General features: G+C 44.5%; 23 protein-coding genes. 5 read left to right on the top strand and 18 right to left on the bottom strand.

The features are described 5' to 3' along the window. Positions 1-142: 142 nt before the first annotated feature. From A136_RS15520 to A136_RS22870, 4 genes are all read right to left on the bottom strand, one after another. Positions 143-1,525: a vWA domain-containing protein gene (locus A136_RS15520; protein ID WP_017063296.1), complete on the bottom strand. Its 1,383-nt coding sequence runs from the start codon at positions 1,523-1,525 to the stop codon at positions 143-145. Positions 1,526-1,536: 11 nt separating this feature from the next. Then, complete coding sequence (locus A136_RS15515) at positions 1,537-2,094, bottom strand: TadE/TadG family type IV pilus assembly protein (protein ID WP_017063295.1); 558 nt, start codon at positions 2,092-2,094, stop codon at positions 1,537-1,539. 11 nt (positions 2,095-2,105) lie between these two features. Next, positions 2,106-2,600, bottom strand: a complete 495-nt coding sequence (locus A136_RS15510) for a TadE family protein (protein WP_017063294.1) — start codon at positions 2,598-2,600, stop codon at positions 2,106-2,108. A 562-nt stretch (positions 2,601-3,162) separates the two neighbouring features. Continuing rightward, positions 3,163-3,315, bottom strand: a complete 153-nt coding sequence (locus tag A136_RS22870; RefSeq protein WP_017063293.1) for a hypothetical protein — start codon at positions 3,313-3,315, stop codon at positions 3,163-3,165. Positions 3,316-3,414: 99 nt separating this feature from the next. Between A136_RS22870 and A136_RS15505 the strand changes: the two genes are divergently transcribed. After that, complete coding sequence (locus tag A136_RS15505) at positions 3,415-4,320, top strand: LysR substrate-binding domain-containing protein (RefSeq protein WP_017063292.1); 906 nt, start codon at positions 3,415-3,417, stop codon at positions 4,318-4,320. Positions 4,321-4,450: 130 nt separating this feature from the next. On the opposite strand, the gene A136_RS22350 is transcribed toward A136_RS15505, so the two are convergent. Next, on the bottom strand, positions 4,451-4,657 hold the full coding sequence (locus tag A136_RS22350) for a DUF1127 domain-containing protein (protein WP_017063291.1): 207 nt from the start codon (positions 4,655-4,657) through the stop codon (positions 4,451-4,453). 103 nt (positions 4,658-4,760) lie between these two features. On the opposite strand from A136_RS22350, the gene A136_RS15500 reads away from it, so the two are divergent. Next, positions 4,761-5,717 carry a LysR substrate-binding domain-containing protein gene (locus tag A136_RS15500; protein ID WP_017063290.1) on the top strand — a complete coding sequence of 319 codons (957 nt, stop codon included), beginning with the start codon at positions 4,761-4,763 and terminating at the stop codon, positions 5,715-5,717. A 39-nt stretch (positions 5,718-5,756) separates the two neighbouring features. After that, positions 5,757-5,969: a VF530 family DNA-binding protein gene (locus A136_RS15495; RefSeq protein ID WP_017063289.1), complete on the top strand. Its 213-nt coding sequence runs from the start codon at positions 5,757-5,759 to the stop codon at positions 5,967-5,969. A gap of 222 nt (positions 5,970-6,191) precedes the next feature. Here A136_RS15495 and fusA read toward each other — a convergent pair whose 3' ends face one another. Both fusA and radA read right to left on the bottom strand, forming a co-directional pair. Then, positions 6,192-8,279, bottom strand: a complete 2,088-nt coding sequence (gene fusA / locus A136_RS15490) for an elongation factor G (protein ID WP_017058825.1) — start codon at positions 8,277-8,279, stop codon at positions 6,192-6,194. 234 nt (positions 8,280-8,513) lie between these two features. Beyond that, entirely contained in the window at positions 8,514-9,893 is a 1,380-nt protein-coding gene (radA, locus tag A136_RS15485; protein WP_017063288.1) for a DNA repair protein RadA, read from the bottom strand. A gap of 161 nt (positions 9,894-10,054) precedes the next feature. On the opposite strand from radA, the gene A136_RS15480 reads away from it, so the two are divergent. Beyond that, complete coding sequence (locus A136_RS15480; RefSeq protein WP_017063287.1) at positions 10,055-12,400, top strand: PilZ domain-containing protein; 2,346 nt, start codon at positions 10,055-10,057, stop codon at positions 12,398-12,400. 122 nt (positions 12,401-12,522) lie between these two features. Here A136_RS15480 and serB read toward each other — a convergent pair whose 3' ends face one another. After that, the gene (gene serB / locus A136_RS15475) at positions 12,523-13,503 is read right to left on the bottom strand and encodes a phosphoserine phosphatase (RefSeq protein ID WP_017058828.1); all 981 of its coding nucleotides are present in this window, start codon (positions 13,501-13,503) and stop codon (positions 12,523-12,525) included. Between the two features lie 109 nt (positions 13,504-13,612). Here serB and A136_RS15470 point away from each other — a divergent pair, with 109 nt between their 5' ends. Continuing rightward, on the top strand, positions 13,613-14,224 hold the full coding sequence (locus A136_RS15470; RefSeq protein ID WP_076655999.1) for a YtjB family periplasmic protein: 612 nt from the start codon (positions 13,613-13,615) through the stop codon (positions 14,222-14,224). Positions 14,225-14,351: 127 nt separating this feature from the next. On the opposite strand, the gene deoD is transcribed toward A136_RS15470, so the two are convergent. From deoD to A136_RS15425, 10 genes are all read right to left on the bottom strand, one after another. Beyond that, positions 14,352-15,071 (bottom strand): purine-nucleoside phosphorylase, encoded by a 720-nt coding sequence (gene deoD, locus A136_RS15465; RefSeq protein ID WP_017063285.1) that lies wholly within the window; start codon positions 15,069-15,071, stop codon positions 14,352-14,354. A 65-nt stretch (positions 15,072-15,136) separates the two neighbouring features. Beyond that, complete coding sequence (locus A136_RS15460; protein ID WP_017063284.1) at positions 15,137-16,357, bottom strand: phosphopentomutase; 1,221 nt, start codon at positions 16,355-16,357, stop codon at positions 15,137-15,139. Positions 16,358-16,433: 76 nt separating this feature from the next. Next, positions 16,434-17,762, bottom strand: coding sequence for a thymidine phosphorylase (gene deoA, locus A136_RS15455; RefSeq protein WP_017063283.1), 1,329 nt, complete (start codon positions 17,760-17,762; stop codon positions 16,434-16,436). A 223-nt stretch (positions 17,763-17,985) separates the two neighbouring features. Then, positions 17,986-18,762: a deoxyribose-phosphate aldolase gene (deoC, locus tag A136_RS15450; protein ID WP_010436196.1), complete on the bottom strand. Its 777-nt coding sequence runs from the start codon at positions 18,760-18,762 to the stop codon at positions 17,986-17,988. 520 nt (positions 18,763-19,282) lie between these two features. After that, positions 19,283-20,545 carry a NupC/NupG family nucleoside CNT transporter gene (locus A136_RS15445; RefSeq protein ID WP_017058833.1) on the bottom strand — a complete coding sequence of 421 codons (1,263 nt, stop codon included), beginning with the start codon at positions 20,543-20,545 and terminating at the stop codon, positions 19,283-19,285. A gap of 204 nt (positions 20,546-20,749) precedes the next feature. Next, complete coding sequence (locus A136_RS15440; RefSeq protein WP_017058834.1) at positions 20,750-21,562, bottom strand: TatD family hydrolase; 813 nt, start codon at positions 21,560-21,562, stop codon at positions 20,750-20,752. Continuing rightward, entirely contained in the window at positions 21,543-21,698 is a 156-nt protein-coding gene (locus tag A136_RS22750; protein ID WP_017066983.1) for a DUF5363 family protein, read from the bottom strand. Before A136_RS22750 ends, A136_RS15440 begins: the two co-directional genes overlap by 20 nt. A 105-nt stretch (positions 21,699-21,803) precedes the next feature. Further along, a complete protein-coding gene (gene prfC, locus A136_RS15435; protein ID WP_017063282.1) occupies positions 21,804-23,384 on the bottom strand; it encodes a peptide chain release factor 3 in 1,581 nt (526 codons plus the stop codon). Between the two features lie 172 nt (positions 23,385-23,556). Then, positions 23,557-24,012, bottom strand: a complete 456-nt coding sequence (gene rimI / locus A136_RS15430) for a ribosomal protein S18-alanine N-acetyltransferase (protein ID WP_017063281.1) — start codon at positions 24,010-24,012, stop codon at positions 23,557-23,559. Continuing rightward, positions 24,005-24,403 (bottom strand): DNA polymerase III subunit psi, encoded by a 399-nt coding sequence (locus A136_RS15425; RefSeq protein ID WP_017063280.1) that lies wholly within the window; start codon positions 24,401-24,403, stop codon positions 24,005-24,007. Before A136_RS15425 ends, rimI begins: the two co-directional genes overlap by 8 nt. Between the last annotated feature and the right edge of the window lie 18 nt (positions 24,404-24,421).

The raw sequence follows: 24,421 nt of genomic DNA, 5'->3' as shown, positions 1-24,421 counted from the left end.
TGCTACTAAACTGAAACTAGCACTAAGAGGGAGCTTGAGATCTCCCTCTTTTTATATGACCCACTTTCTGTTGGCCTTTCTTCCTATTGACCGTTTTTCTACTGACAGCCTTATTGCAAGTAAACCGACCCGCAGACAACTATTACAAGGTTAACCTGATAATTACGTCTAACATCTCATCAAAACAAGGACCTAGCGCCTCTTCATCGATGGCATGACAATACACTCCTTCAAGCTGAGCAGGGTCATAATCCGCACTAAGATCAGGATCATCTAATAGCGCACTAGAATTCGCCATCCGTAGCAATAAGTCTTCACCAAACTCGCTATCAGGTCCTGTCGCTGATGTTAGAGATGAACCTAACCCTAACGTAAATACATAAATATCTTCCGTTCTGGCTTTTTCCGCAATATCTTCGACGAGATTACGCGCAACCCGATTTACACGGGTATACAAATCATTCGCTGAATGACTATCTGGATCATATTGCGCGACTGGACGCAACGCATGAGACGGATTTAGAATGTTGAACTCGGTGGCGCTTGAATCATGAGTCGTGTAGTACTGGGGCATCTCACTGATATGGTCATCAATATCATTTCCCTCATAGCCACCAGATAAAGTGGTGGCTATCGAGTCATGCCTCCAAAGCCCTCTCGGCGTACCACTGGAACCATCGCTTGATCGAATAGCGCCCGTATGTGAATCCCCGTCCTCAAAATCAAACGTGGTTGCAAAGGTGTTTGGTGCTCCATCGGTAAAGAACACGATCACTTTCAAATTTGCCGGATCAGTCACCGTTCTCAGTTCATTCAGAGCTCGATACATCCCTTCCGATGCATTGGTATATTGTGCGTTCGAGGTACTACCAAAGTTAAAGCTATCAATTTCAGATTTGATAGTGCTTCGACTGTGTCCTCGAGTCGATGTGAACCCAACAGGTACCTCTGCCCCAAACGCAAATTTCACCAACGAGATACGATCAAAACCTTCATGAAAATTCTCAACGAATGACTTAGACCTATCGATGACATCTTGAGTCACGTCGCCGATACTCCCTAACCTCAAAGATGTTGTGTTATCAATCACTAACACTAAATCTACAGGGCGGCGGATCGACTGTGCGGATACACCAGGGTTAAACGTGTCTAGCCCTATCAATGGCAAAAAGACAGTGGGCACTTGCGCTGTTGCTGAGATATCGATAGAGATATTACCAAACGAATCATTAGCGAAATTGACTGCGCCTAAGCTAGGAGTGGCTGAATAGAAGTCTGCGGGGATATTAGCTGCAAAATATTTTTGAGCAGCTGCCCGTCCAGCATCTTCGCCATTAGCGACCGCCCTTGCAGCCGCAATGCTGGCTGCATCGACCGCGGCAAATAATTTCGACTTAACAATATAAGCTCGACCAGCATCAACAGAAAGACCAACAACTAAGAGTATAAAAGGCAGCGCAATAATTGACATCAAAGCCACTAACCCACGACTGTAACGATATTTGATTGGGGTTCCCTTATCCATATCGACCTCCCTTACATATATGTTGTGTCGCTCAGAATGTATTCATCATCAAACACTCGACTAAAAATAGGCGAGTAGTCGTAAAAGACTTCAACGCTGTACACAATCTCTCCATCATCAAGTGCAACCGCTAAGTTGTTAACAACAGGAGGATCATCAGCATCCACATCCGAGCACTCTCCATCATTGGCCCAATTGCTGCAGCTCGCCCAAATAGCACTGTTTTTACTTAACCCGTGCTGGTTCCATCGATACTGACTTTTAATGTATGGAGAAGCATCTTCTTGACCGACCAACTCAGTAATGTAAATAACGCCGTCTTGCGTTAAATCCAAAGTGCCTGATGTTGTCGCTATGATGTCCATGACTTCTTGTGGGGTATCAGTGTTACTTCGCGAGATAATGTTTCCACCTTCTCGACTGATACTGATAATAACGTGGTTAGCTTGAATGAGATGTGTTATGTCGACAGCCGCCACGATCAGTAGCATAAATAAAGGCGCTATCAACGTCATTTCGATTGCTGCAAAACCTTTCTGAGCGGCTTTTTTCAATTTAAAAGGAAACATCCAGTCCCTCCCTAAAAAGCTTCGTTTTTCATCGCTGCGCTGACGGTAAATTTGAATTTTCCATCATCGAGCAAAACATACATATAGGGATTTACAGATGGCCACTCACAATCAAGATGAATAGAAATAATGTCTCCAGAACCGCCAAAGCCGGTGATTGCATTACCATAGACATCTTCAACACGTATATTCTGAACATCCATCACTTTATCGAGTAAACCGCTCGACGATTGAGAGATTTTTTCCAAGATAGCCGCTTCGCGATCACTCGATGAGTCAGGATCCAAGTCAGAACGACCTGTAATGGCATATCTTGCCCCCTCCCTTGCCGAGTGTTGCATGGTCAGTTTAACGAACCCATAAATACCAAGGTCAACAACCGTTAAAAAAAGCGCAAAAAACAGGCTCACCACAATCGTAAATTCGATAATAGCGATACCTTTTATTTTGGATTTTAGACCGCTTCGATAGCGGTTACCTTCTGAACCTCTTGAAATAAATTTCATACAGCCCCCACCCTTTCGTCTTTCTATTCACCCTATCTAGCCCAATAGAATCCTAGGAGATATAGAAAGACTCAACATTACAGATATAGAATTGATAAATGAGTTATTCAAGCAGCATTCAATTAATCAATTTCAACACTATTAATACGGAGGTGGATTCAAACTGTTTTTTGTTTAATTTAATTTAATTCAATTGCTTATATAAAATTAAAGGTTCTAATAAAACATAGTAATTTAATTTTCATTTATTAATCCCAAAAATAACTGTCTGTTTTATATCCATTAGACAAAGAAAGGAAAAAAACATTATGACGCTTGTTTTTATATAAATCAGAGTTAAAGTCTCAAAAATAAGACAACGTAAATTGAAAAATAAGCATTTAGTTTAGTAGGAATGGATTTTTATAAGTACTCGATGATTAATGGGTAAAGTCAGGCTGGATTAAGCGAGTACAAATGAATATTGTGGCCGAGATAGAACCAGCGAAACTAGCCTTCACGCTAATGGATACATAAGTCATGATTATAAACATTTAGTATAATCAGAAGCATCGTTATTCTCTTACTCTAACCCTATATCTTCTTTCATCCTACGACTCAGCTGTTCTGCACATAAAACCTTATTCTGTTTCGCCTTAGCCTTACCTCCTTTGATCTTATTATTTTTAAACAACTTAGTCCCATAAAATCTTGTCCAACGGATTAATGCTTCCATAATTACTCTCTTGTATTTGCCATCGTTCTGTCGTTATTATGAAAACAACCTGTTCGATAATCGAACAACCATTATTAACAAGAACTATAAGCTGAGATTATGGACAATAGACTGCGTCACCTTTCAGGTCTCCGTTACTTTGAAGTTGCGGCTCGCTTGAACAATTACAGCAAAGCTGCTGAAGAGCTGTTCGTCACTCAAGCAGCCGTCAGCCAGAAGATTCGACAGTTAGAAGAACAGGTTGGATGTAAGCTCTTTATTCGTAAGGGGCGTGCAATGACTTTGACGCATGAAGGGCACACACTTTTTAGACATGTCTCTGATGGATTTCAAGATATTCTGCTGGGGTTAAACAAGATCCAATCAGAACCTATTCAAGGGCTACTTGTTGTTAGAAGTCCCCCCTCTTTTGCTTCTCGTTGGTTACTGCCTAGGCTGTGGAAGTTCTCGGTAAAGCACCCAGAGATCCCAATTAAGATACTAACAGGGTGTGATACACCAAATTTAAAACATGGCGAAATTGATGTGGCTATTCGACAAGGTGAAGATCTATGCGTTGAAGAAGGCTTGATTCTTGAGATGCTAATCAACGAACCGGTTTACCCTTTTTGTTCCCCTAAACTCGCAAACTCTTTGAACTTCACATCACCTGAACAACTCCTCAAATGTTGGCTGATTCAGTTTGATAGCGGTTGTTTCCCGTGGGATGAATGGTTTAGGCAAGCAAACATATCGACTCAAAGCAGCACCATTCAGTGGATGGAAGTCGGTACCTTTGATATGGGGCTAACCACGGTCATGGCGGGACATGGGGTTTGCTTGGCAACAGACAGCTTAGCTGGTGACTTCATCGAACGCGGCTTACTAGTGAAGCCCTTTGATATAGGCATGACACCTGGGGTTCAAGTCAACCTATGCTTTGATCCTAACTCCCCGAGAGAAGAGCGTATTACCGCGTTCACCAATTGGTTGCACGAAGAAGTAAACGAGCTATTGGAGAGTTAAATCTCATCTCCCACTTCTTTATATAAACTATAAACTTAACTCAACATAGAACGGTAACGTAAACCTGCCGACACCGACAAAACTATGTTGAGTTAAAGCAACGTCGAGTTAAAAGCTACGTTGCCTTGAATCACTCCCAAAATGACTTCTTCAGTTCTTTCTCGACTTGTTCCGACGTAATCCCGATATCTCTAAGTAAATAATCGGGTAGCTCAGACAGTTGCTTTCTGGTTCTACGATTTTGAAAGTACAGGCTTAATTTAGAATAGAATTTCTTAATTGATAATGATGACAAAAATGAATGGTTGGTATTTGCTGTTGCTGTGATCGTATTCATAGCCTTTCTCCTGTTGATCTTTTGCTTTGTTGTGGTCAATAATCAACCAGCAGAGCAACGTCGACAAACGATAGATACTGGCATTCAGTTAAGGAAAACTAATGTGAGAGAACGAACCCCACCATTCCAAGGGATCTACTATTTTTATACGGCAGCTGAAACAGGCAGTTTTAAGCTGGCAGCAGAAAAGCTATTTGTCACAGCCGCAGCAGTCAGCCAACAAATTCGCCAACTTGAAGAGTGGTTAGGCGCAGATCTGTTTATTCGCCAACACCGAAAAATAGTATTAACTCATGAAGGCGAAGTACTGTACCTACAAGCGAAGAAAGGCTTTGCCCATATTCAAGATGGGGTCAGACAAATAAACCAGGACCCTAATCCCACTCAGCTGTCGATCTCGACCGTTCCATCTTTTGCCCAGCATTGGTTGGTGCCAAGGATTGGGGATTTCAGAGAGAGACACCCAGATCTTTCTATGTTGATTGAACCGACCAATAAGCTGATCACCTTTGAGGATTCGAGTATCGATATCTGTATACGCTATGGGCACGGTAACTACCCAAATCTAGAGTCGCGCTGGCTAATGGATGAAGTGTTATATCCTGTTTGTCATCCGCTCTATCAGGAGAAGTATAGAATATACAGTGTCGAGGACCTGCACAAAGCCGAGCTAATTGAAGACCGATGGCCAGACATGGATTGGTCAATATGGCTTAATGAAGTAGGCGTTGAAGGCGGTCACACCACGTTGCAGTTTGATGGCTCTCACTTTGTACTAGAAGGGGCACTCTCTGTTCAAGGAGTCGCTTTAGTCAAACACAGCTTGGTGTATCGATACCTGCAAGAAGGGAAGCTAGTTAGAATTGGTCATACAGCGCTAAGACCAAAATACAACTATTTCTTATGTGCGCCACCGGGATACTTTCATCGCGATAAGATTCAACGCTTCTCCAAATGGATAGAAACGCAGGTCAGTGAGTTTGGTAACAAAGGAAGGGAAATGCTCAATATCGTCGATACCGACTTCTCATTGAAATGGTCGGGAAACTCTGATGGCTAAGCTGATATACTGAGAGCAAATAAATGACGGGTAAATCTCATGACACAAGCAAATAACCCACTTCACGGTATCACGCTTCAAAAGCTGCTAACTGAATTGGTTGAACATTACGGTTGGGAAGAGTTGAGTTACATGGTTAATATCAACTGCTTTAAAAAAGACCCTAGCATTAAATCGAGCTTAAAGTTTCTGCGAAAAACAGATTGGGCACGAACTAAGGTTGAGCAGATTTACATCGACTTAAAGCGTTAGTCTCTCCCTACTTCATCTGTCCCGTGTTGATTAAATACGGGACAACCCCTGTGTCTACTTTTTAGGGGCCATATCAATCTCGCATCTCTCGCATCTCTCGCATCTCTCGCATCTCTCGCATCTCTCGCATCTCTCGCATCTCTCGCAGTATGTTACAAGCAATAAAAAGCCCCGCAAGCTTTCACTTGCGGGGCTTTTTTAGCGAATTGAGAAAAGGGCTAATTACTTACCAGCTTCTTTTTCTGCTTTAACTTTTGCAATCACTTCGTCAGCAACGTTAGTTGGACATGGTGCGTATTGTGCGAATTCCATAGAGAATTGGCCACGACCAGAAGTGATAGTACGTAGGTGACCGATGTAGCCGAACATCTCAGAAAGAGGTACGTCAGCTTTAATACGAACACCAGTAACGCCAGCTTGTTGATCTTTGATCATGCCACGACGACGGTTAAGGTCACCGATAACATCACCAACGTGATCGTCTGGAGTGAACACGTCAACGTTCATGATTGGCTCAAGAAGTTGCGCGCCAGCTTTAGGCATAGATTGACGGAATGCGCCTTTCGCTGCGATTTCAAATGCGATAGCAGATGAATCGACTGCGTGGAAACCACCATCGAAAAGTTCAACTTCAACGTCTAGAGTTGGGAAGCCAGCTAGTACGCCGTTTTCCATCATAGATGCGAAGCCTTTCTCAACTGCAGGCCAGAATTCTTTAGGAACGTTACCGCCCACAACTACAGAGTTGAACTTGAAGCCAGAACCTGCTTCGCCTGGTTTGATACGGTAATCGATCTTACCGAATTGACCAGAACCACCAGATTGCTTCTTGTGCGTGTAGCTATCTTCAATTGCTTGAGTGATAGTTTCACGGTAAGCAACTTGAGGAGCACCTACAGTTAGGTCAACGCCGTATGTACGCTTAAGGATATCTACCTTGATGTCTAGGTGAAGTTCACCCATACCTTTCAGGATAGTTTCGCCAGTCTCTTCGTCAGTCTCAACTTGGAAAGATGGATCTTCTGCAACCATTTTACCGATAGCGATACCCATTTTCTCAGAACCGCCTTTATCTTTTGGAGATACAGCGATTGAGATTACTGGAGTTGGGAATACCATTGGCTCAAGCGTTACTTGGTGCTTAGGATCACATAGAGTGTGACCAGTTTGCACGTTCTTCATACCAACGATCGCAATGATGTCACCAGCTTGTGCGCTAGTTAGTTCGTTACGGTCATCAGCTTGCATCTCAACCATACGGCCAACACGTTCAGTCTTGCCAGTGAATGAGTTAAGAATCGTGTCACCTTTGTTCAGTTTACCAGAGTAAATACGAACGAAAGTTAGAGCACCGAAGCGGTCATCCATGATTTTGAATGCAAGCGCTTTGAAAGTCTCATCTGTAGAAACGATAGCGTGTTCGCCAGTTTCTTCACCGTTCTCATCCATTAGAGGCTGAGGGTCAACTTCAGTTGGTGCTGGTAGGTAATCTACTACAGCATCAAGGATAAGTTGCATACCTTTGTTCTTGAACGCAGAACCACAGAACGTTGGGAAGAATGCGATATCACGAGTACCTTTACGGATACAACGCTTAACGTCTTCAATAGAAGGCTCTTCACCTTCCATGTAAGCTTCCATTAGGTCATCGTCTTGCTCTACAGCAGTTTCGATTAGCTCTTCACGGTATTGCTCAACGTCATCAACCATGTCCGCTGGAACATCTTTGATTTCGTAGTTTTCAGGAAGACCAGTGTCATCCCAAACGTATGCTTTACGGCTTAGTAGGTCTACAACACCAACGAACTCGTCTTCACGGCCGATTGGTAGAACCATTACTAGAGGAGTTGCACCTAGAACGTTTTTAACTTGGTCAACAACGTTGTAGAAGTCTGCACCCATACGGTCTAGTTTGTTAACGAAGATCAGACGAGATACTTCTGATTCGTTAGCGTAGCGCCAGTTAGTTTCTGATTGAGGTTCAACACCACCAGAACCACAGAATACACCGATACCGCCATCAAGAACTTTAAGAGAACGGTATACTTCAACTGTGAAGTCAACGTGTCCAGGAGTATCGATAACGTTTAGACGGTGATCGTTCCAAAAACAGCTTACAGCTGCTGATTGGATAGTAATACCGCGCTCAGCTTCCTGTTCCATGAAGTCAGTCGTTGATTCGCCATCATGTACTTCACCAGTCTTGTGGATTTGACCAGTTAGCTTAAGGATACGCTCAGTGGTAGTTGTTTTACCCGCATCAACGTGCGCGAAAATACCAATGTTTCTGTATTTCGATAAATCTGCCATTGTCTTACTCTGTTAATAGGATATAAAATGCGCGCAGAGTATATCACAATCTGTGAAGACTGATAGCTTTGCATGCATTTGGGACTAAAAAACTTTGCCTTTTTCTAACATATAGAAAAAGGCACTCAGTAGTAACAATCTAAATGATTGTTAATTATAGTGCTAACCTAAAGCCTAATCGGCGTTAAGGTTAGGCTGAATTGCTGCTGTATAGAGTAGCTGAAGTGAGTTCAATTACAACTCATCAAAAGCATTAATTGCTTCCGATAATTTTTTCACACCGTGGATCTGCATTCCTGGAATGCCACCTTTAGGCATGTTAGCCGCCGGTACAATCGCTTTCTTAAAGCCGTGTTTAAATGCTTCATTTAAACGCTCTTGTCCGCTCGGTACAGGTCGAATCTCACCCGCTAGGCCTACTTCTCCAAATACCACCACATCTTTTGGTAATGCGCGGTCTCTGAAACTAGAAAGTAGAGCCATCACCAACGCAAGATCAGCACTGGTTTCGGTTACTTTAACACCACCGACGACATTCACAAACACATCTTGGTCAGCCATTTGTAAGCCGCCGTGTTTATGCAGCACCGCTAATAACAAAGAAAGCCTGTTTTGCTCTAGGCCGACAGCGACGCGACGTGGGTTAGCCAGCTGTGAATAATCCACCAGCGCTTGGATTTCGACAAGAAGTGGACGCGTCCCTTCCCACACCACCATGACAGAACTGCCCGAGGTTTCTTCTTCACCACGAGACAAGAAGATAGCGGATGGGTTGCTGACTTCTTTTAGCCCTTGGCCTGTCATCGCAAACACACCCAGTTCATTCACTGCACCAAAACGGTTTTTGTGGCTGCGTAGCGTTCTAAAACGGCTATCGGTTCCGCCATCTAATAAAACAGAACAGTCAATAATGTGCTCAAGTACTTTTGGCCCTGCTAAGGTGCCGTCTTTAGTTACGTGTCCAACTAAGAACACAGCAACGTTATTCTGTTTTGCGTAGCGCGTTAATGCGGTTGCCGATTCACGAACCTGTGCAACACTGCCCGGAGAAGATTGAACATCCGCAACGTGCATAACTTGGATCGAGTCGATAACCATGATCTTTGGCTGTTCTTTTTCAGCAACCTGACAGATCTTATCTACGTTGGTTTCAGAGAGCATCTTTAGGTGCTCTTTTGGTAATCCAAGTCGAGAGGCGCGCATTGCAACCTGCTGTAAAGATTCTTCCCCGGTTACATAGAGAGTCGGTAATTGAGAAGAAAGCTGACACATGGTTTGTAATAGCAGCGTTGATTTACCGGCACCCGGGTTACCACCAATCAGGATCGCAGCACCCGGTACGACACCACCACCAAGTACGCGGTCTAGCTCTTTAAAGCCACTGCTAAAACGTGGGACTTCTTGCAGATCGATTTCTGACAGCGTTTGAACCGAAGATTCAGTTGCACCGCCCGCATAACCACTCAATCGTTCATTACGTGCGACCTGAGGTGAAGCGGCTAACCTAACTTCTGTAATCGTGTTCCAAGCACCACATGCATTGCACTGCCCCTGCCAACGTGGAAAATCGGCACCACAGTCATTACACACATAAGCTCGCTTTGCCTTCGCCATAAAACCTCAATAATTTACTCAATTACACAATGATGTTGTCAATTTGTGACTTATTTGACCGTACGGATAAAAATAAAAGTTGCAGTCATACCACTTATACTTAAAGATCGATTTAAACTAGTCGATAACATAAACGCACCGTCCATTCTAACAAGAAAAGTATGCAGCAATCTGAAATTCTATCTGTAGCAGAACGTTTAATCCCGGCTTACCACGCCGAAGATTTCGAATTCCTTCTTTCTCAAATGACAGAAGGGGAATCGCCGTCTCTGAAGCTGCTCGTTAAAATGGAACTGAATCGTATCATGGCTCCGTGTACAAAGAGCATTGATTTACGCGGGCGTATTGATAATGAGTGTCGTCAGTTCACTCTCGATGGCCGTAAGCACTGGCTCGATGATATCGCTTTAAACGCATATCAACGTGGTACGAAAAAGTTTAAAGGTTACACAGAAGGCGCATGGGAGTTAGTAATGACTCCGCGAACTCAGCCTCTGAGCGTTGTTAAAACATCTTCTCAAGGTAACCACGACATTACTAGCGCCAATAGCCCGTACGAAGCGGAAGCTATTAACTTAGGTTACGACTTAAAACGCCAAGAGAACAGACTCAAGATTAGCTCGCAGGTCGAGATCACCACATCGAAAGGGCAAAGCCTACATGGTGTAACGGTTGATATCTCCCCGTCGGGTGCAAAGTTCAAAGTACCGAGCGCCTTTCGATACAACCTCGGCGAGATCATCAGCGTTAAGTTCTCAGAGCTTATCGAAAAGTCCCAAGAAAACGATGTTAACCAAGCGGTTGAATTTCGTGTTTTGGGTATCGACGAATCTTATGAGAACAACGCGGTCAAATTTCTAAGAACCATCAAGGTAAGCGACAACAATATTGTGGCCCGCTTACTCGATGAGTCTTTAAATAGCACCAGTAAGAAAACCAGCCATGAGAATCAAGATAGGATTATTCGAACTCGTACTCGAGGCATCGAACACACCTATCTAAAGCACACTTGTAACCTTCCCCTGTTCTTCAGCGGCAGCGAACTCAAGCTTGCCCTACTGACGGATAACAACCATCCGTTATGGCAATACTGGCACGACGAGCGAAATCAACAAGCGCTGGGCACCCTGTTCAACGAGCAACGTATGAACCTGCTGGCGAAACCAGGAGTGAAGGGAACCAGTAACGTTATCTACTCTTTTACCCATGAACACCAAAACAAGACCTTATTCTATTCAATGATGCTGCCTGAAGCCTCTCGTGAACAAAGACAGCTGTTCTGGCACATTGGTGGTAAACGTAAAAGTTGGAAGGCGTTCAAGTTTTCGGTTTTCGAACTGTCAGACACAGAACGACAAGCATTAGCTAAACACTCGGATACGCTGGCTCAAAGCTCAGCTCAACTGACGCATTGCGGAATCTTGCAAGAGATAGGCGATCACGAAAGTGCAGCTGATTATCTTCTGAGTGAAAAACCACGCATTCCAAGCAGTGAATTGAACCGCTTCCGTCACCCGCGTACTGTCGTCGGCAATATTCAAAGCATCTACTTTGACTCTCAGACTCGTCGTAAAGAGCCTAGATACCAATTTAAGTCACCGTTACAACTTACATCACAAGATGGCGCAGCGGCGAACGGACACACCTTAGATATCTCGAAGCGTGGACTGAGCATTAGCCTTGAACACCCAATGGTACTCAAGATTAATGATCCGGTATTAGTGAACTTCAATGAACTGCAGCTCTATGACAAGAACCTGCCACTGAGCACCGTGCCTTACCACGTAATTCGAGTGAGTCCGAATGGCCGCAACGTGCAGTTGGTTATTGCCGAGAACGCCAAGACAATGCGTACCATCGCTTTCCTTAATGGGCTTATCGATCAAAACCAAAGTAAGCTGATTAAGAAGCAAGAGATACTGCCAACGCATTCGCTACTCGAATCTCTGCACAACATTTTGTTGAGCAAAATGGTCAGCAACCCAATATTCATTGATAAGCCAAGTTCAACGCTGCGCTGTAAGATCATTGGTGTGAATTTCCCACTGAATAAGCATCTAGCGTTACTCGCTAAACTTGGTCACAACCAAAAGTTCTCACTGGAGCCAATCTTCAAGGGTCACACCAACTCACTGTTGGCTGAGCCACTAAAAAGAATTGAAGGTGCGGAGCCTAAGCATCATGACGTGTACATTGCTGCAGTGAAGTTTGGCGACAAAATCCAGTCGGTACACACCAAGTTGGTCAAAGACTTCGCCTCAGCAAAGGAACGCATCTTATTCATCAAGAAAGCGCAGCGCTTAGGTGATGTGTATGTATTGCGAGTCACCACGGCACCTATCTTTAATCCGCTAACGAGTTTATTCCAGTCGGATTTAGAAGAGCTTTCACGCATCAGTATGCATCAAGCTAAGAAGCTAGAGAATGAGGTGACGGCGTTTATCGGTTATGGCGAGATAGAGGACATTACCGATGAAGTGCTGATTCGATTGGAGCTAACACGCTAGCCTCGAGTGGCGTATTAACTTAAGCATGAAAATTGAAAAAGCAGGCTGATAGCCTGCTTTTTTTGTGTCTGAGCCACTATTGCTAAATAAGATACATAGCCAATAGCACTTAGGTAGAGCCCCTAAGGTTTCGCTTGCCAGCTGATCTTCTGTTGCTTAGCCAATACACCCGACAAGATACACAGCACACCGCCTAAACCTGCGTAACGAACAGCAGTTTGAGCTTGCTGCTCTACTTTTGGTTTTGCGTGGTAGGCAATGCCTAAACCGGCAGAGCCCATCATCACCAAGTCATTGGCACCATCACCAACGGCAACGGTATTATGTAGTTCCAATTCGTACTCTTCAGCCAACTCTACCAAGATATCCGCTTTGGTCTGCGCCGAAACAACATCGCCTAAGACTTCACCCGTCAACTTACCGTTGACGATCTCAAGCGTGTTTGATTGAGCATGGTCTAGATCAAGGGTATCTTTCAGGTAGTCAGAGAAGTAAGTAAAACCTCCTGATGCAATCGCTGTTTTCCAGCCAAGCTTATTTAGAGTATTCACCAGCCCGACCAAGTCTGGCATGAATGGCAATGACTGACGCACTTGCTCTAATATCGACTCATCCGCACCTTTCAGTGCTCCTACTCGTTGGCGCAGGCTCTGTTCAAAGTCGAGCTCGCCTTGCATCGCTCGTTCTGTGATTTCAGAGACTAACTCTCCCACTCCAGCTAGCTTGGCAATCTCATCAATGCATTCAATTTGAATCGCTGTGGAATCCATATCCATCACGATCAAACCTGGCTTAGATAAGTCTGGGACCTCGCTAAGGCAAGCATAATCAAGCTTTAGCGCTTGGAGGATTTCTTCGTGTGCTGGCGTTAGATTGCCTGACATCAAAGCCACTTCATAATGCCCAACCTTCCACGTATCGAGGATGGTGTTGTAAGTGCCAGTGAAAAAGTCGATGTCATCGAAAGATTGTGGAGATAGGTACTCACCAAACACAATCCAATTGGCCTTGGATTTAGCGAGTTGAGAAGCGAAACGAGTCTCGGGGAGTCGAGTTAATAATGTCGTATGCCTTTTTATCGGCAGATATTTCTGAGCGTCCATGTGTATGATTCCTAATTAACTATGCTAAACGTTAACCTATTGCAATTTGAAAACGCAAGTCTCAATATGTCTTAATCATAACATTTGTTTATTCCAGGCTTCGTGAAACATGAATGAATCATTGTTCTCAATACGTAACGCTTTACGAATGCTAGCCCTCATTTTGTTGGCTACCATGTTCGTTGTAACGATTAAAAATACGGTCGTGATCAGTAAAGGTAACGAGAAGATCCAAGCAAAACAGTTGGAAACTCTTACCAAGCTGCTTATCTCTCAGGCATCACTTTCAGCCAGCAAGATGATCACGCAACAAGACCAAGAGCGATTGCTTGATCTGACTAACCAGCTATCTCAAGACCGACTGGTGTTCGATACCACCATCTATGATGCAGAGGGTATTCGACTGGCTTCGAGCGAAAAAGCCCTCTCGGTACGTGAGGTTCTTGGCTTAGATACACCACTTTCAACAGCAAGTATCGGCAGACAACAGTTAGTTGAACCTATTTATTCTCCAGAGAAAACGATCATCGGCTTTATTCGAGTGACTTTTGAAACCGGTAAGATGACGGCGATTTCTGATCACCACTACCGCAAAAGTGATCGCTACATGATCGGTATGGTGTTGATGGGGTTTGTGAGTGGCGTGTTGTTCATCATGCTGATTCGCAGAAGACCAACTAAGTCTGGTGAGAACTTACTATTGAAAAATGTAAGCTCATAAACACACTAGGCTGACAATAAATACTAGACTCAGAATAAATACAGCAATCCAATAAAAAGCCCCGACGCTCAGGCAGCAACGGGGCTTTTTGTTATCTGTTAACTTATCAAGCTAAGACAAATCAAGATTATTCTTGGTCGCCAAGCAGTACAGAGTCTAGTGCGATAACCATCATGTCGTTGAAAGTCGTTTGACGTTCATCTGATGTCGTTTGCTCACCAGTCTTAATGTGGTCAGAAACAGTACAAATCGTTAGAGCTTTTGCGCCGTATTCAGCACACACACCATAGATGCCAGCCGCTTCCATCTCTACGCCAACAATGCCGTATTTGTCCATTACTTCGAACATCTCTGGATCTGGCGTGTAGAACAGCTCAGCCGAGAACAGGTTACCGACTTTTACGCCGACACCGAGAGCTTTGGCTGCATCTTCTGCCGCGCGCACCATTTTGTAATCCGCAATCGCCGCAAAGTCATGATCTTTAAAGCGAATACGGTTCACTTTAGAGTCAGTACATGCGCCCATGCCGATCACCACATCACGCACTTTGATATCTTCGCTCACTGCACCACAACTACCTACACGAATGATCTTCTTCACACCAAAGTCTTTGATAAGCTCAGTCGCGTAAATAGAACAAGATGGAATGCCCATACCGTGTCCCATTACCGAAACCTTACGACCTTTGTAAGTACCGGTGTAACCAAACATGTTGCGAACGTCGCACACTTGAACCACTTCTTCTAAGAAGGTTTCAGCGATGTATTTAGCACGTAGCGGATCGCCTGGCATTAAAACTACGTCAGCGAAATCACCCATTTCAGCATTAATATGTGGAGTAGCCATTGAAAATATCCTTAATCTCAAAACAAAAAAAGAAGAGAGAGGTTTCCCTCTCTCTTCGTTAACTATTATAGAAAGCTTGTACCGTGTCCCATTGGCGATGTACCAAAGTATGACGCTAAGCTTTGACCGATATCAGCGAACGTATCGCGACGGCCTAAAGAACCGGCTGGAACCTTCTGACCGTAAACAATCACAGGGATGTGCTCACGAGTATGGTCTGTACCTGGCCATGTCGGATCACAACCGTGGTCAGCCGTTAGGATAAGCACATCGTCTTCTTTCATCATATCGATGATTTCATTGATGCGACCATCGAAGTACTCAAGTGCCGCTGCATAACCAGCAACATCACGGCGGTGGCCGTAAGCTGAGTCGAAATCAACGAAGTTAGTGAACACGATAGTGTTGTCGCCTGCTTCATTGATCGCTTCTTTGGTTGCTTCAAATAGCGCAGGAATACCTGTTGCTTTGGTTTTCTGAGTGATGCCACAACCCGCATAGATATCAGAGATCTTGCCGATTGAGTGAACGTTACCGCCCTTCTCATCAACCAACTTCTGAAGAATGGTGGCTGCAGGTGGCTCAACAGAAAGATCACGACGGTTACCAGTACGTTCGAATTGACCTTTACCTGGGCCAATGAACGGACGAGCGATAACACGACCAATGTTGTAGTCTTCTAGCTCTTCACGAGCAATCTGACAAAGGTCTAATAGGTTTTGCAGGCCGAATGTCTCTTCGTGACAAGCGATCTGGAAAACAGAATCTGCAGAAGTATAGAAGATTGGCAGACCAGTCTTCATGTGCTCTTCACCTAGGTTATCTAGGATTTCCGTACCAGATGAGTGGCAGTTACCCAAGAAACCAGACAGGCCTGCACGCTCAAGGATGCGGTCAGTCAGTTCTTTTGGGAAGCTGTTCTCTTTGTCGGTGAAGTAGCCCCAGTCAAACAGTACAGGAACACCTGCGATTTCCCAGTGACCTGATGGCGTGTCTTTACCAGAAGACAGCTCAGCAGCGTGACCGTAAGCGCCAATGATCTCAGCGTCTGCATCCATACCAGGAGCAAAACGACCCGTAGACTCTTTGTGAGCCATCGCTAGACCTAGCTTAGACAGGTTTGGCAGTGCCAGTGAACCTTTACGATCTGCATTGTCTGCAAGACCTTGGTCACAATGATCTGCGATGTGGCCCATAGTGTCAGAACCTACATCACCAAATTTGTCTGCATCCGCTGTTTCACCGATACCGAATGAATCTAAAACTAAAATAAATGCTCTTTTCATTTTCTTCACCAACTTATTGCTCTTTGCACCAGAACTCTGTTTATCGGTATACGCGAGGTATACCGATACCTGTTATTTACACGTCTTCAGAACGAATCTGACGGTAAACGTCTGGCGTTGCTGTATATTCTCCGCCCACAGTGATTGCATTTTGTAATGCTGTTGCAGCTTCTTGCCACTGTTGTTCGTTACGAGCATGAATCATTGCTAATGGCTTATCTTCACTTGCTACTTCACCTAGGCGAATGAAGTGATCAAAACCGACTGCGTAATCAATGCTGTCAGTTGCTACACGACGACCGCCGCCCATACCAACCACAGCCATACCAATTGCACGAGTATCCATTGCTGATACCACACCGCTTTCTAACGCGTACACTGGCTTAATAATGTCTGCTTTTTCTAGGTAGTTATCGTAGTTCATTACGAAATCAACTGGACCACCAAGGCCCGCTACCATTTTACCGAAGCACTCTGCTGCCTTACCGTTATCCAGTACTGCCATCAGTTTTTCGCGCGCTTCGTCTGAGTCTTTAGCTAGGTTACCGAGCACCAGCATTTCAGCACACGATGCTAGAGTGATCTCTAACAAGCGAGGGTTACGGTATTCACCCGTTAGGAACTGAACCGCTTCACGAACTTCTACTGCGTTACCCGCTGAAGAAGCCAGCACTTGGTTCATGTCCGTTAGGATTGCTGTTGTTTTAGTACCCGCACCGTTTGCTACTGCAACGATAGATTTCGCTAGCTCTTCAGATGCTTCGTAAGTCGGCATGAATGCGCCTGAACCTACTTTTACATCCATCACTAGAGAATCAAGGCCCGCAGCCAGTTTCTTAGATAGGATTGAAGCCGTGATCAGCGAGATGTTATCGACTGTTGCTGTGATATCACGAGTTGCGTAAACACGCTTGTCAGCAGGAGCTAGATCGCCTGTTTGACCGATGATAGCCACGCCAGCATCTTTCGTTACTTCACCGAACACATCGTTGGTTGGTGTAATGTTGTAACCCGGAATAGATTCCAGCTTGTCTAGCGTACCGCCAGTGTGGCCTAAACCACGACCAGAGATCATTGGAACGAAACCGCCACATGCTGCCACCATTGGGCCAAGCATCAGAGAAGTAACGTCGCCAACACCACCAGTAGAGTGTTTATCAACGATTGGGCCATCAAAGTTCATGTGGCTCCAGTCAATCACCATGCCTGAATCACGCATTGCACACGTTAGTGCGATACGTTCTGGCATCGTCATTTCATTAAAAAAGATAGCCATTGCGAATGCGGCAATTTGGCCTTCAGAAACCGTGTTCTTAGCCACACCTTGAATGAAGAAGTTAATTTCTTCAGCTGTTAGGACTTCACCGTCACGTTTTCTGCGAATAATTTCTTGAGGTAGATACATTAGTGCCTCCCAAACTCTAGTGAGTATGGTTTGTAGGGAAAAGAGGTAATATGGAGTGGCTTGACGCCACTCCATCAAACAGACTTATTATGTTCAATACTCTAAATATTTGGCGTTGCAGTTAGGCGACCAGTGAGTTCATTCCTATGAGCATAGAGGCTCTATGTGATTAGGAGGAACTTACGCAGTCAACAACGCTGCGGTGTCAAATATGACGAGTAAATTAGTATGCTGCTGGATCAGCAGTCTGGTCTGTCACTTCTAATGTATTAAGAAGGTTAGTTAGTAGGCTTGAAGCACCAAAACGGTAGTGCATGTTGTCTGCCCACTCTGCGCCTAGTAGCTCATCAGCCATTGCTAAGTATAGTGCTGCATCTTCAGCAGTACGTACGCCACCAGCTGGTTTGAAACCAACTGTTTTAGCAACGCCCATGTCACGGATAACTTCAAGCATCATGCGCGCGTACTCTGGAGTCGCGTTTACTGGCACTTTACCTGTTGAAGTTTTGATGAAGTCTGCACCTGCTTCGATACAGATTTGAGAAGCTTTCTTGATTAGTGCTTCTTCTTTCAGTTCACCTGTTTCGATGATCACTTTAAGCGTGATGTCACCACAAGCTGCTTTACACTGTTTAACTAGCTCAAAGCCAACTTCTTCGTTGCCAGCAATAAGAGCACGGTATGGGAATACTACGTCAACTTCGTCTGCGCCGTACGCTACCGCTGCTTTTGTTTCTGCAACAGCAATTTCGATGTCGTCATTACCATGAGGGAAGTTAGTTACAGTCGCAATGCGTACTTCTGGAGTACCTTGCTCACGCAACGCTTTCTTAGCTGCTGGGATAAAGCGAGGGTAAATACAGATTGCAGCGGTGTTGCCTACTGCAGTCTTCGCGTCATGACAAAGCGCCACTACTTTTTCAGTAGTATCGTCGTCATTTAGCGTAGTTAGGTCCATAAGTTTAAGTGCACGTAGAGCTGCTGCTTTTAAATCGCTCATTTCTATCTCCGATCAATATATTCAAATAGTTAACTACTTCGCCCTCCATCCAGTATAGATGGATATTTTAGTAATGCTCAGTAGCCACAAATGAACGGACTTGGTTCCCTGAAGACTTGATAACTTTCGCTACCAATTGCAATCCTTGTCACCGCACAGTACCAGTTTGGTCTATGGCACAACAAATCAGTCATGTTGTGTCTAACATCTATAGCGTATCGCTAATTTTGGCTTAATCCCAGAAGAATAACGTTCGAGTTGATTTCGAGGTTACTTTCTTGCCAACAGAGACATCCTATCCCTTTAGCTTATACATTATAGGTATCCATCAATAAATTGTAGTGCTCCTTAGAACGCAAACGGTTTGTATCTCAAAAAAACATTCTAGACCCTACATCGAATCTAAGCATAAGCGCGTGCATATACTAAAAACGGCAGGCCTAAAAACAAAAAAGCCCCGCAGCAATTTCTTGCTACGGGGCGATATTATTATGGCGTCTATATATCGATTTCTAACTAATTAGAAAGACAGGAAGAAGCCAGCAATTGTTGCTGCCATCAGGTTAGATAGAGTACCAGCAATTACCGCTTTAACACCCATACGTGCGATGTCGTGGCGACGGCTTGGTGCAATACCACCTAGACCACCTAGAAGAATCGCAATTGAAGAAAGGTTTGCGAAACCACATAGTGCGAATGCGATGATAGCTTGAGTCTTCTCAGACATCACTTGACCAGTTGCTGCAACAACTTGAGCGTTTTCACCAACGTATGGTACGAAGTTTAGGTATGCAACGAATTCGTTAACAACTGTCTTCTGACCAATGAAAGAACCAGCGATAGTTGCTTCTTCCCATGGAACACCAATGATGAATGCTAGCGGTGCGAAGATCCAACCTAGAAGAAGTTCTAGAGTTAGGTTTTCCATACCGAACCAACCACCGATGCCACCTAGGATACCGTTGATTAGAGCAATTAGACCGATGAATGCTAGTAGCATTGCACCAACGTTAAGTGCTAGTTGTAGACCAACTGATGCGCCACCTGCTGCTGCGTCGATAACGTTAGCTGGTTTGTCATCGCCACCGTCCATTTCGTCAGCGATGTTGTCGTCTGGCGTATCTGTTTCAGGCTTGATGATTTTAGCGAATAGTAGACCACCTGGTGCTGCCATGAATGATGCTGCTACAAGGTACTCTAGAGGTACACCCATAGATGCGTAACCCGCTAGTACACCACCAGCTACAGAAGCCAAACCACCACACATTACTGCGAATAGTTCAGAGTTAGTCATTTTAGGAACAAATGGACGAACAACTAGAGGTGCTTCAGTTTGACCAACGAAGATGTTTGCTGCTGCAGACATAGACTCGGCGCGAGAAGTACCTAGAGCTTTCTGAAGACCACCACCAAGAACTTTGATTACAATTTGCATAACACCAATGTAGTAAAGTACAGAGATAAGTGCAGAGAAGAAAATCAGAGTTGGTAGTACTTGGAAAGCAAAGATGAAACCGATACCGTCAACTGAGAAGTTAACTAGGCTGCCGAATAGGAAACCAGTACCGTCTTTACCGTAGTCGATCACGTTTGCTACACCAGCAGAGAAACCTGCAAGTAGATCACGACCCCAAGGGATGTAAAGTACGAATGCACCAAGTGCGAATTGGATAGCGAAAGCGCCACCCACTGTTCTTAGATTAATAGCTTTGCGGTTGTCAGATAGTAGTACTGCGATTGCGATCAGTGCAACCATTCCGACTAGGCTCATAAACAGGCTCATAGTTTATGACTTCCTTATTAGTTATTTATTGGCGTGTTACAAAATGGGGCTATAAAGCGGAGGCAATTATACTCATGCGACCACTAATAAAGTAATGCCGTCCTCACACTTTCGTAGAAGATTCATGTACCATTCACACGCAAATGTGACCCAAATCACAAGCTCGGTGCAATTTACGCAAACGATAAACAAAAACCTTCGATTTTATTCACATATACCGAATGCGCGATGGCTATTTTGCCAAATTTGCGCTGCAATCGATTGCTTTGGCTCTTTTCTAAGCAAAAAAAGTTCATTTAAGATCGTAACTAAATATTTGGAATGATTAACATTTCCTTGGTTTCCATACATGGGCATGTCCGGAGCATCCGTTTCCAATACCAGACATTCAAGGGGCAATTTTGCGATGGTTGTGCGTGTTTTTTGCGCTCTTGGGTAAGTTATCGTTCCACCGACGCCAATATAGAAACCGAGCTTGATCCACGCCAAAGCTTGCTGTTCACTCCCAGAAAAACCGTGAATGACCCCTCCAAAAGTAAACTTGTGTTGCTTTAACAACTCAATAAGTCGGTTATAAGACTTCCTCTCATGGATGATTAAAGGCAGCTCAAACGCCTTGGCAAGTTCCATTTGTTGGATGAAAAAGCGCTCTTGTTTCTCTCGTTCAACGTCCACAAAAAAGTCGAGCCCGCACTCACCTATCGCGACACATTGGCTGTTTTTTGAAGCGAGTAATTGGCGAAGTTCCGAAAATTGTTCGTCATTGGCCTGCTCTAAAAAGTAAGGATGGAAGCCTAATGCATAGTAAACATTGGGGTGAGATTGAGCGATTTCATCGAGCTTCCTCCAGTTACTTTGGCCAATAGAAGGGATGATTAACTTCTCGACTTGCGCTTGTTTCGCTTCTTTAAGATAGCCATCAATAGTTTGATCAGGTGTAAAACCTTGCTCAAACGCCTCAAAATCCGCGTGGCAATGAGTATCAAACAGCGGAAAGTCACTTATTTGCTGTGTCATTTTCCCTACTCTCCATTTGTTTCCCTTGAGGATCACGACGATAAGCAACACAACTGCGCTTGTTCTCAGGCGTTAAGCCAAGCTCTTCACACCACTTATCATATCTTTTAACCCAAGTTTTTATCCAACCCAACATACTTACCTCAAGTCTCAGCCTTTAAACCTTAAATAAAACGCATTAAAAAACGCCTATTGCAGAACAATAGACGTTTTTGTTTAACTCGAATAGATCGCGGAGAAATTAGTGCTCGCGCGTCGCTCGGAATTGAACTTCAGGGAAACGTTCAGAAGCTAGGTTCAAGTTCACCATAGTTGGTGCGATGTAAGACAGGTTATCACCGCCATCTAGCGCTAGGTTAGATTGGTTCTTACGTTTGAATTCTTCAAGTTTCTTAGCGTCATCACATTCAACCCAACGAGCTGTTGCAACGTTAACACCTTCGTAGATAGCTTCTACGTTGTATTCCGCTTTCAAGCGCGCTACAACCACGTCGAACTGAAGCACACCAACCGCACCAACGATCAGGTCGTTGTTTTGCATAGGACGGAATACTTGTACTGCGCCCTCTTCTGAAAGCTGAACTAAGCCTTTTAGAAGTTGCTTCTGCTTCAGTGGATCGCGTAGACGGATACGACGGAATAGCTCAGGTGCGAAGTTAGGAATACCAGCGAACTTAAGGCTCTCACCTTGAGTAAAGGTATCACCAATCTGGATAGTACCGTGGTTATGTAGACCGATAATGTCACCAGCGTATGCTTTTTCAGCACGCGCACGGTCGCCCGCCATGAAGGTTACCGCATCCGAAATACTTACGTTCTTACCAGTACGAACATGGTTCATCTTCATGCCTTGGTCGTAAGTACCTGATACGATACGCATGAATGCGATACGGTCACGGTGTTTTGGATCCATGTTTGCTTGGATCTTAAACACGAAACCAGAGAATTTCTCTTCTGTCGCTTCTACATCACGCTCATTCGCTTGGCGCGTTTGAGGTGCAGGAGCCCACTTCGTTAGACCATCAAGCATGTGGTCAACACCAAAGTTACCCAATGCAGTACCGAAGTAAACCGGCGTTAGTTCACCCGCTAGGAACAGTTCATGATCAAACTCAGGACAAGCACCGATAACAAGCTCTAGCTCTTCACGTACGCTTTCCGCAAGATCAGCACCTACTGCTTCATCTAGCTCAGGGTTATCTAGACCTTTGATGATACGAACTTCTTGGATCTCGTGGCCGTGGCCAGATTCATACAAGATCGTTTCATCACGGTGAATGTGGTAAACACCTTTAAACTCTTTACCGCAACCAATTGGCCATGAGATTGGAGCACAAGCCATACCTAGCTCGCTCTCTACTTCATCAAGCACTTCCATTGGGTCACGAACGTCACGGTCAAGTTTGTTCATAAACGTTACGATTGGCGTATCACGCAGACGTGTTACTTCCATTAGTTTACGAGTACGATCCTCGACACCTTTCGCAGCATCGATAACCATCAAACATGAATCAACCGCTGTTAGCGTACGGTACGTATCTTCCGAGAAATCTTCGTGTCCTGGAGTATCTAGTAGGTTTACTAGGCAATCATTGTATGGGAATTGCATTACCGACGTAGTTACCGAGATACCACGTTCTTTTTCCATCTCCATCCAGTCAGATTTAGCGTGCTGGTTAGAGCCACGGCCTTTTACGGTACCCGCTTTTTGAATCGCGTTTCCGAATAAAAGAACTTTTTCAGTAATCGTGGTTTTACCCGCATCCGGGTGAGAGATAATCGCAAACGTTCTACGTTTGCTCACTTCTTGTTGGAAAGACATAGTCGCCCTTTGCTGATCTAAAGCGTAAAAAGGGCAAGTAGATAATACTTGCCCTTGAATTCTGTGTGCGGATTATACAGAAAGCGTATCACTTTCTAAAGGGTCAGTTTACACCCTATTTTTTGGCTAATTTTGTGATTAGCTATCTAGTTAGCGAAAAGACGTAACATGACTAGCTAAAAGACATAAAAAGATAGCTCATAATGATGGCATCTTCGTTGCCTTGTTTAGTTGGATAGTAATTACGACGGCGATCAACTTCGTTGAAGCCTGCCTTTTCGTAAAGATTAAACGCGTTCACATTACTTTCGCGAACTTCCAGCCAAGCGCTTTCAGCGTCAGCTTGCTCACACATATCAAGGAAATGTTCCGTTAACGCTTTTCCATACCCTTTGCCTTGCTGGCTTGGGTCTACCGCGATATTAAGCAATGTGACTTCGCCAACGATGTTTTGCGCGAAGAAATAGCCCACCACTTGTCCATCAACTTCAAGGACATGATGACAAGCGCCTCGGCTATCAAGATCTCGGATCATATTTTCAGACCAAGGGTGAGAATGCGCGGCCTGCTCTATCTTCCAAATGGCGTCTAGGTGTTGTTGTGAAGTCGGTAAAAATTGATTAGTCATAAGCACAAATTTGTTGCCATAAGTCGCGGCGGTGTTGGTTGTTACCGTTAATGTCAGACAGTAATGGCGATTGAAGTGTTTTAGCCTTCAGCTCTTGAGCCGACTCACAACCAGCAAACCATATCCACTCAACCGAACCTAAATCCACAGTAGACAAGTGTTGCGGTTGAAGGTGTAAAGCCTGAGATAAGTCGAGCTTGATACTTTTGAGTACTCGCTCAAACATCACGGCGAGATCTTCCTGAGGCTTTTCAGGCGAAACCAACAGTAACTTGCAATCGCTCGAGAGCGGAGTCAATTCAGATTCATAACCTGCTAAACGCTCTGGGTGACTTAGTTCCCATTGGCTAATGCCCATCTCATGTAGGTATTGCGCGTGTGTTTGTGACATATCTAGCGGTAGTAACCT

It is taken from the genome of Vibrio crassostreae 9ZC13 (genome assembly GCF_000272045.2).
GTDB lineage: Bacteria > Pseudomonadota > Gammaproteobacteria > Enterobacterales > Vibrionaceae > Vibrio > Vibrio crassostreae_C.
Note: the sequence above shows the minus strand (reverse complement) of the source record. Positions and strands in the feature narration are given on the sequence as shown.

Coding starts and splice junctions, on each gene's coding strand:
- A136_RS15520 (WP_017063296.1), bottom strand. CDS start 1,525: ATGGATAAGGGAACCCCAATCAAATATCGTTACAGTCGTGGGTTAGTG.
- A136_RS15515 (WP_017063295.1), bottom strand. CDS start 2,094: ATGTTTCCTTTTAAATTGAAAAAAGCCGCTCAGAAAGGTTTTGCAGCA.
- A136_RS15510 (WP_017063294.1), bottom strand. CDS start 2,600: ATGAAATTTATTTCAAGAGGTTCAGAAGGTAACCGCTATCGAAGCGGT.
- A136_RS22870 (WP_017063293.1), bottom strand. CDS start 3,315: ATGGAAGCATTAATCCGTTGGACAAGATTTTATGGGACTAAGTTGTTT.
- A136_RS15505 (WP_017063292.1), top strand. CDS start 3,415: ATGGACAATAGACTGCGTCACCTTTCAGGTCTCCGTTACTTTGAAGTT.
- A136_RS22350 (WP_017063291.1), bottom strand. CDS start 4,657: ATGAATACGATCACAGCAACAGCAAATACCAACCATTCATTTTTGTCA.
- A136_RS15495 (WP_017063289.1), top strand. CDS start 5,757: ATGACACAAGCAAATAACCCACTTCACGGTATCACGCTTCAAAAGCTG.
- fusA (WP_017058825.1), bottom strand. CDS start 8,279: ATGGCAGATTTATCGAAATACAGAAACATTGGTATTTTCGCGCACGTT.
- radA (WP_017063288.1), bottom strand. CDS start 9,893: ATGGCGAAGGCAAAGCGAGCTTATGTGTGTAATGACTGTGGTGCCGAT.
- A136_RS15480 (WP_017063287.1), top strand. CDS start 10,055: ATGCAGCAATCTGAAATTCTATCTGTAGCAGAACGTTTAATCCCGGCT.
- serB (WP_017058828.1), bottom strand. CDS start 13,503: ATGGACGCTCAGAAATATCTGCCGATAAAAAGGCATACGACATTATTA.
- A136_RS15470 (WP_076655999.1), top strand. CDS start 13,613: ATGAATGAATCATTGTTCTCAATACGTAACGCTTTACGAATGCTAGCC.
- deoD (WP_017063285.1), bottom strand. CDS start 15,071: ATGGCTACTCCACATATTAATGCTGAAATGGGTGATTTCGCTGACGTA.
- A136_RS15460 (WP_017063284.1), bottom strand. CDS start 16,357: ATGAAAAGAGCATTTATTTTAGTTTTAGATTCATTCGGTATCGGTGAA.
- deoA (WP_017063283.1), bottom strand. CDS start 17,762: ATGTATCTACCTCAAGAAATTATTCGCAGAAAACGTGACGGTGAAGTC.
- deoC (WP_010436196.1), bottom strand. CDS start 18,762: ATGAGCGATTTAAAAGCAGCAGCTCTACGTGCACTTAAACTTATGGAC.
- A136_RS15445 (WP_017058833.1), bottom strand. CDS start 20,545: ATGAGCCTGTTTATGAGCCTAGTCGGAATGGTTGCACTGATCGCAATC.
- A136_RS15440 (WP_017058834.1), bottom strand. CDS start 21,562: ATGACACAGCAAATAAGTGACTTTCCGCTGTTTGATACTCATTGCCAC.
- A136_RS22750 (WP_017066983.1), bottom strand. CDS start 21,698: ATGTTGGGTTGGATAAAAACTTGGGTTAAAAGATATGATAAGTGGTGT.
- prfC (WP_017063282.1), bottom strand. CDS start 23,384: ATGTCTTTCCAACAAGAAGTGAGCAAACGTAGAACGTTTGCGATTATC.
- rimI (WP_017063281.1), bottom strand. CDS start 24,012: ATGACTAATCAATTTTTACCGACTTCACAACAACACCTAGACGCCATT.
- A136_RS15425 (WP_017063280.1), bottom strand. CDS start 24,403: ATGTCACAAACACACGCGCAATACCTACATGAGATGGGCATTAGCCAA.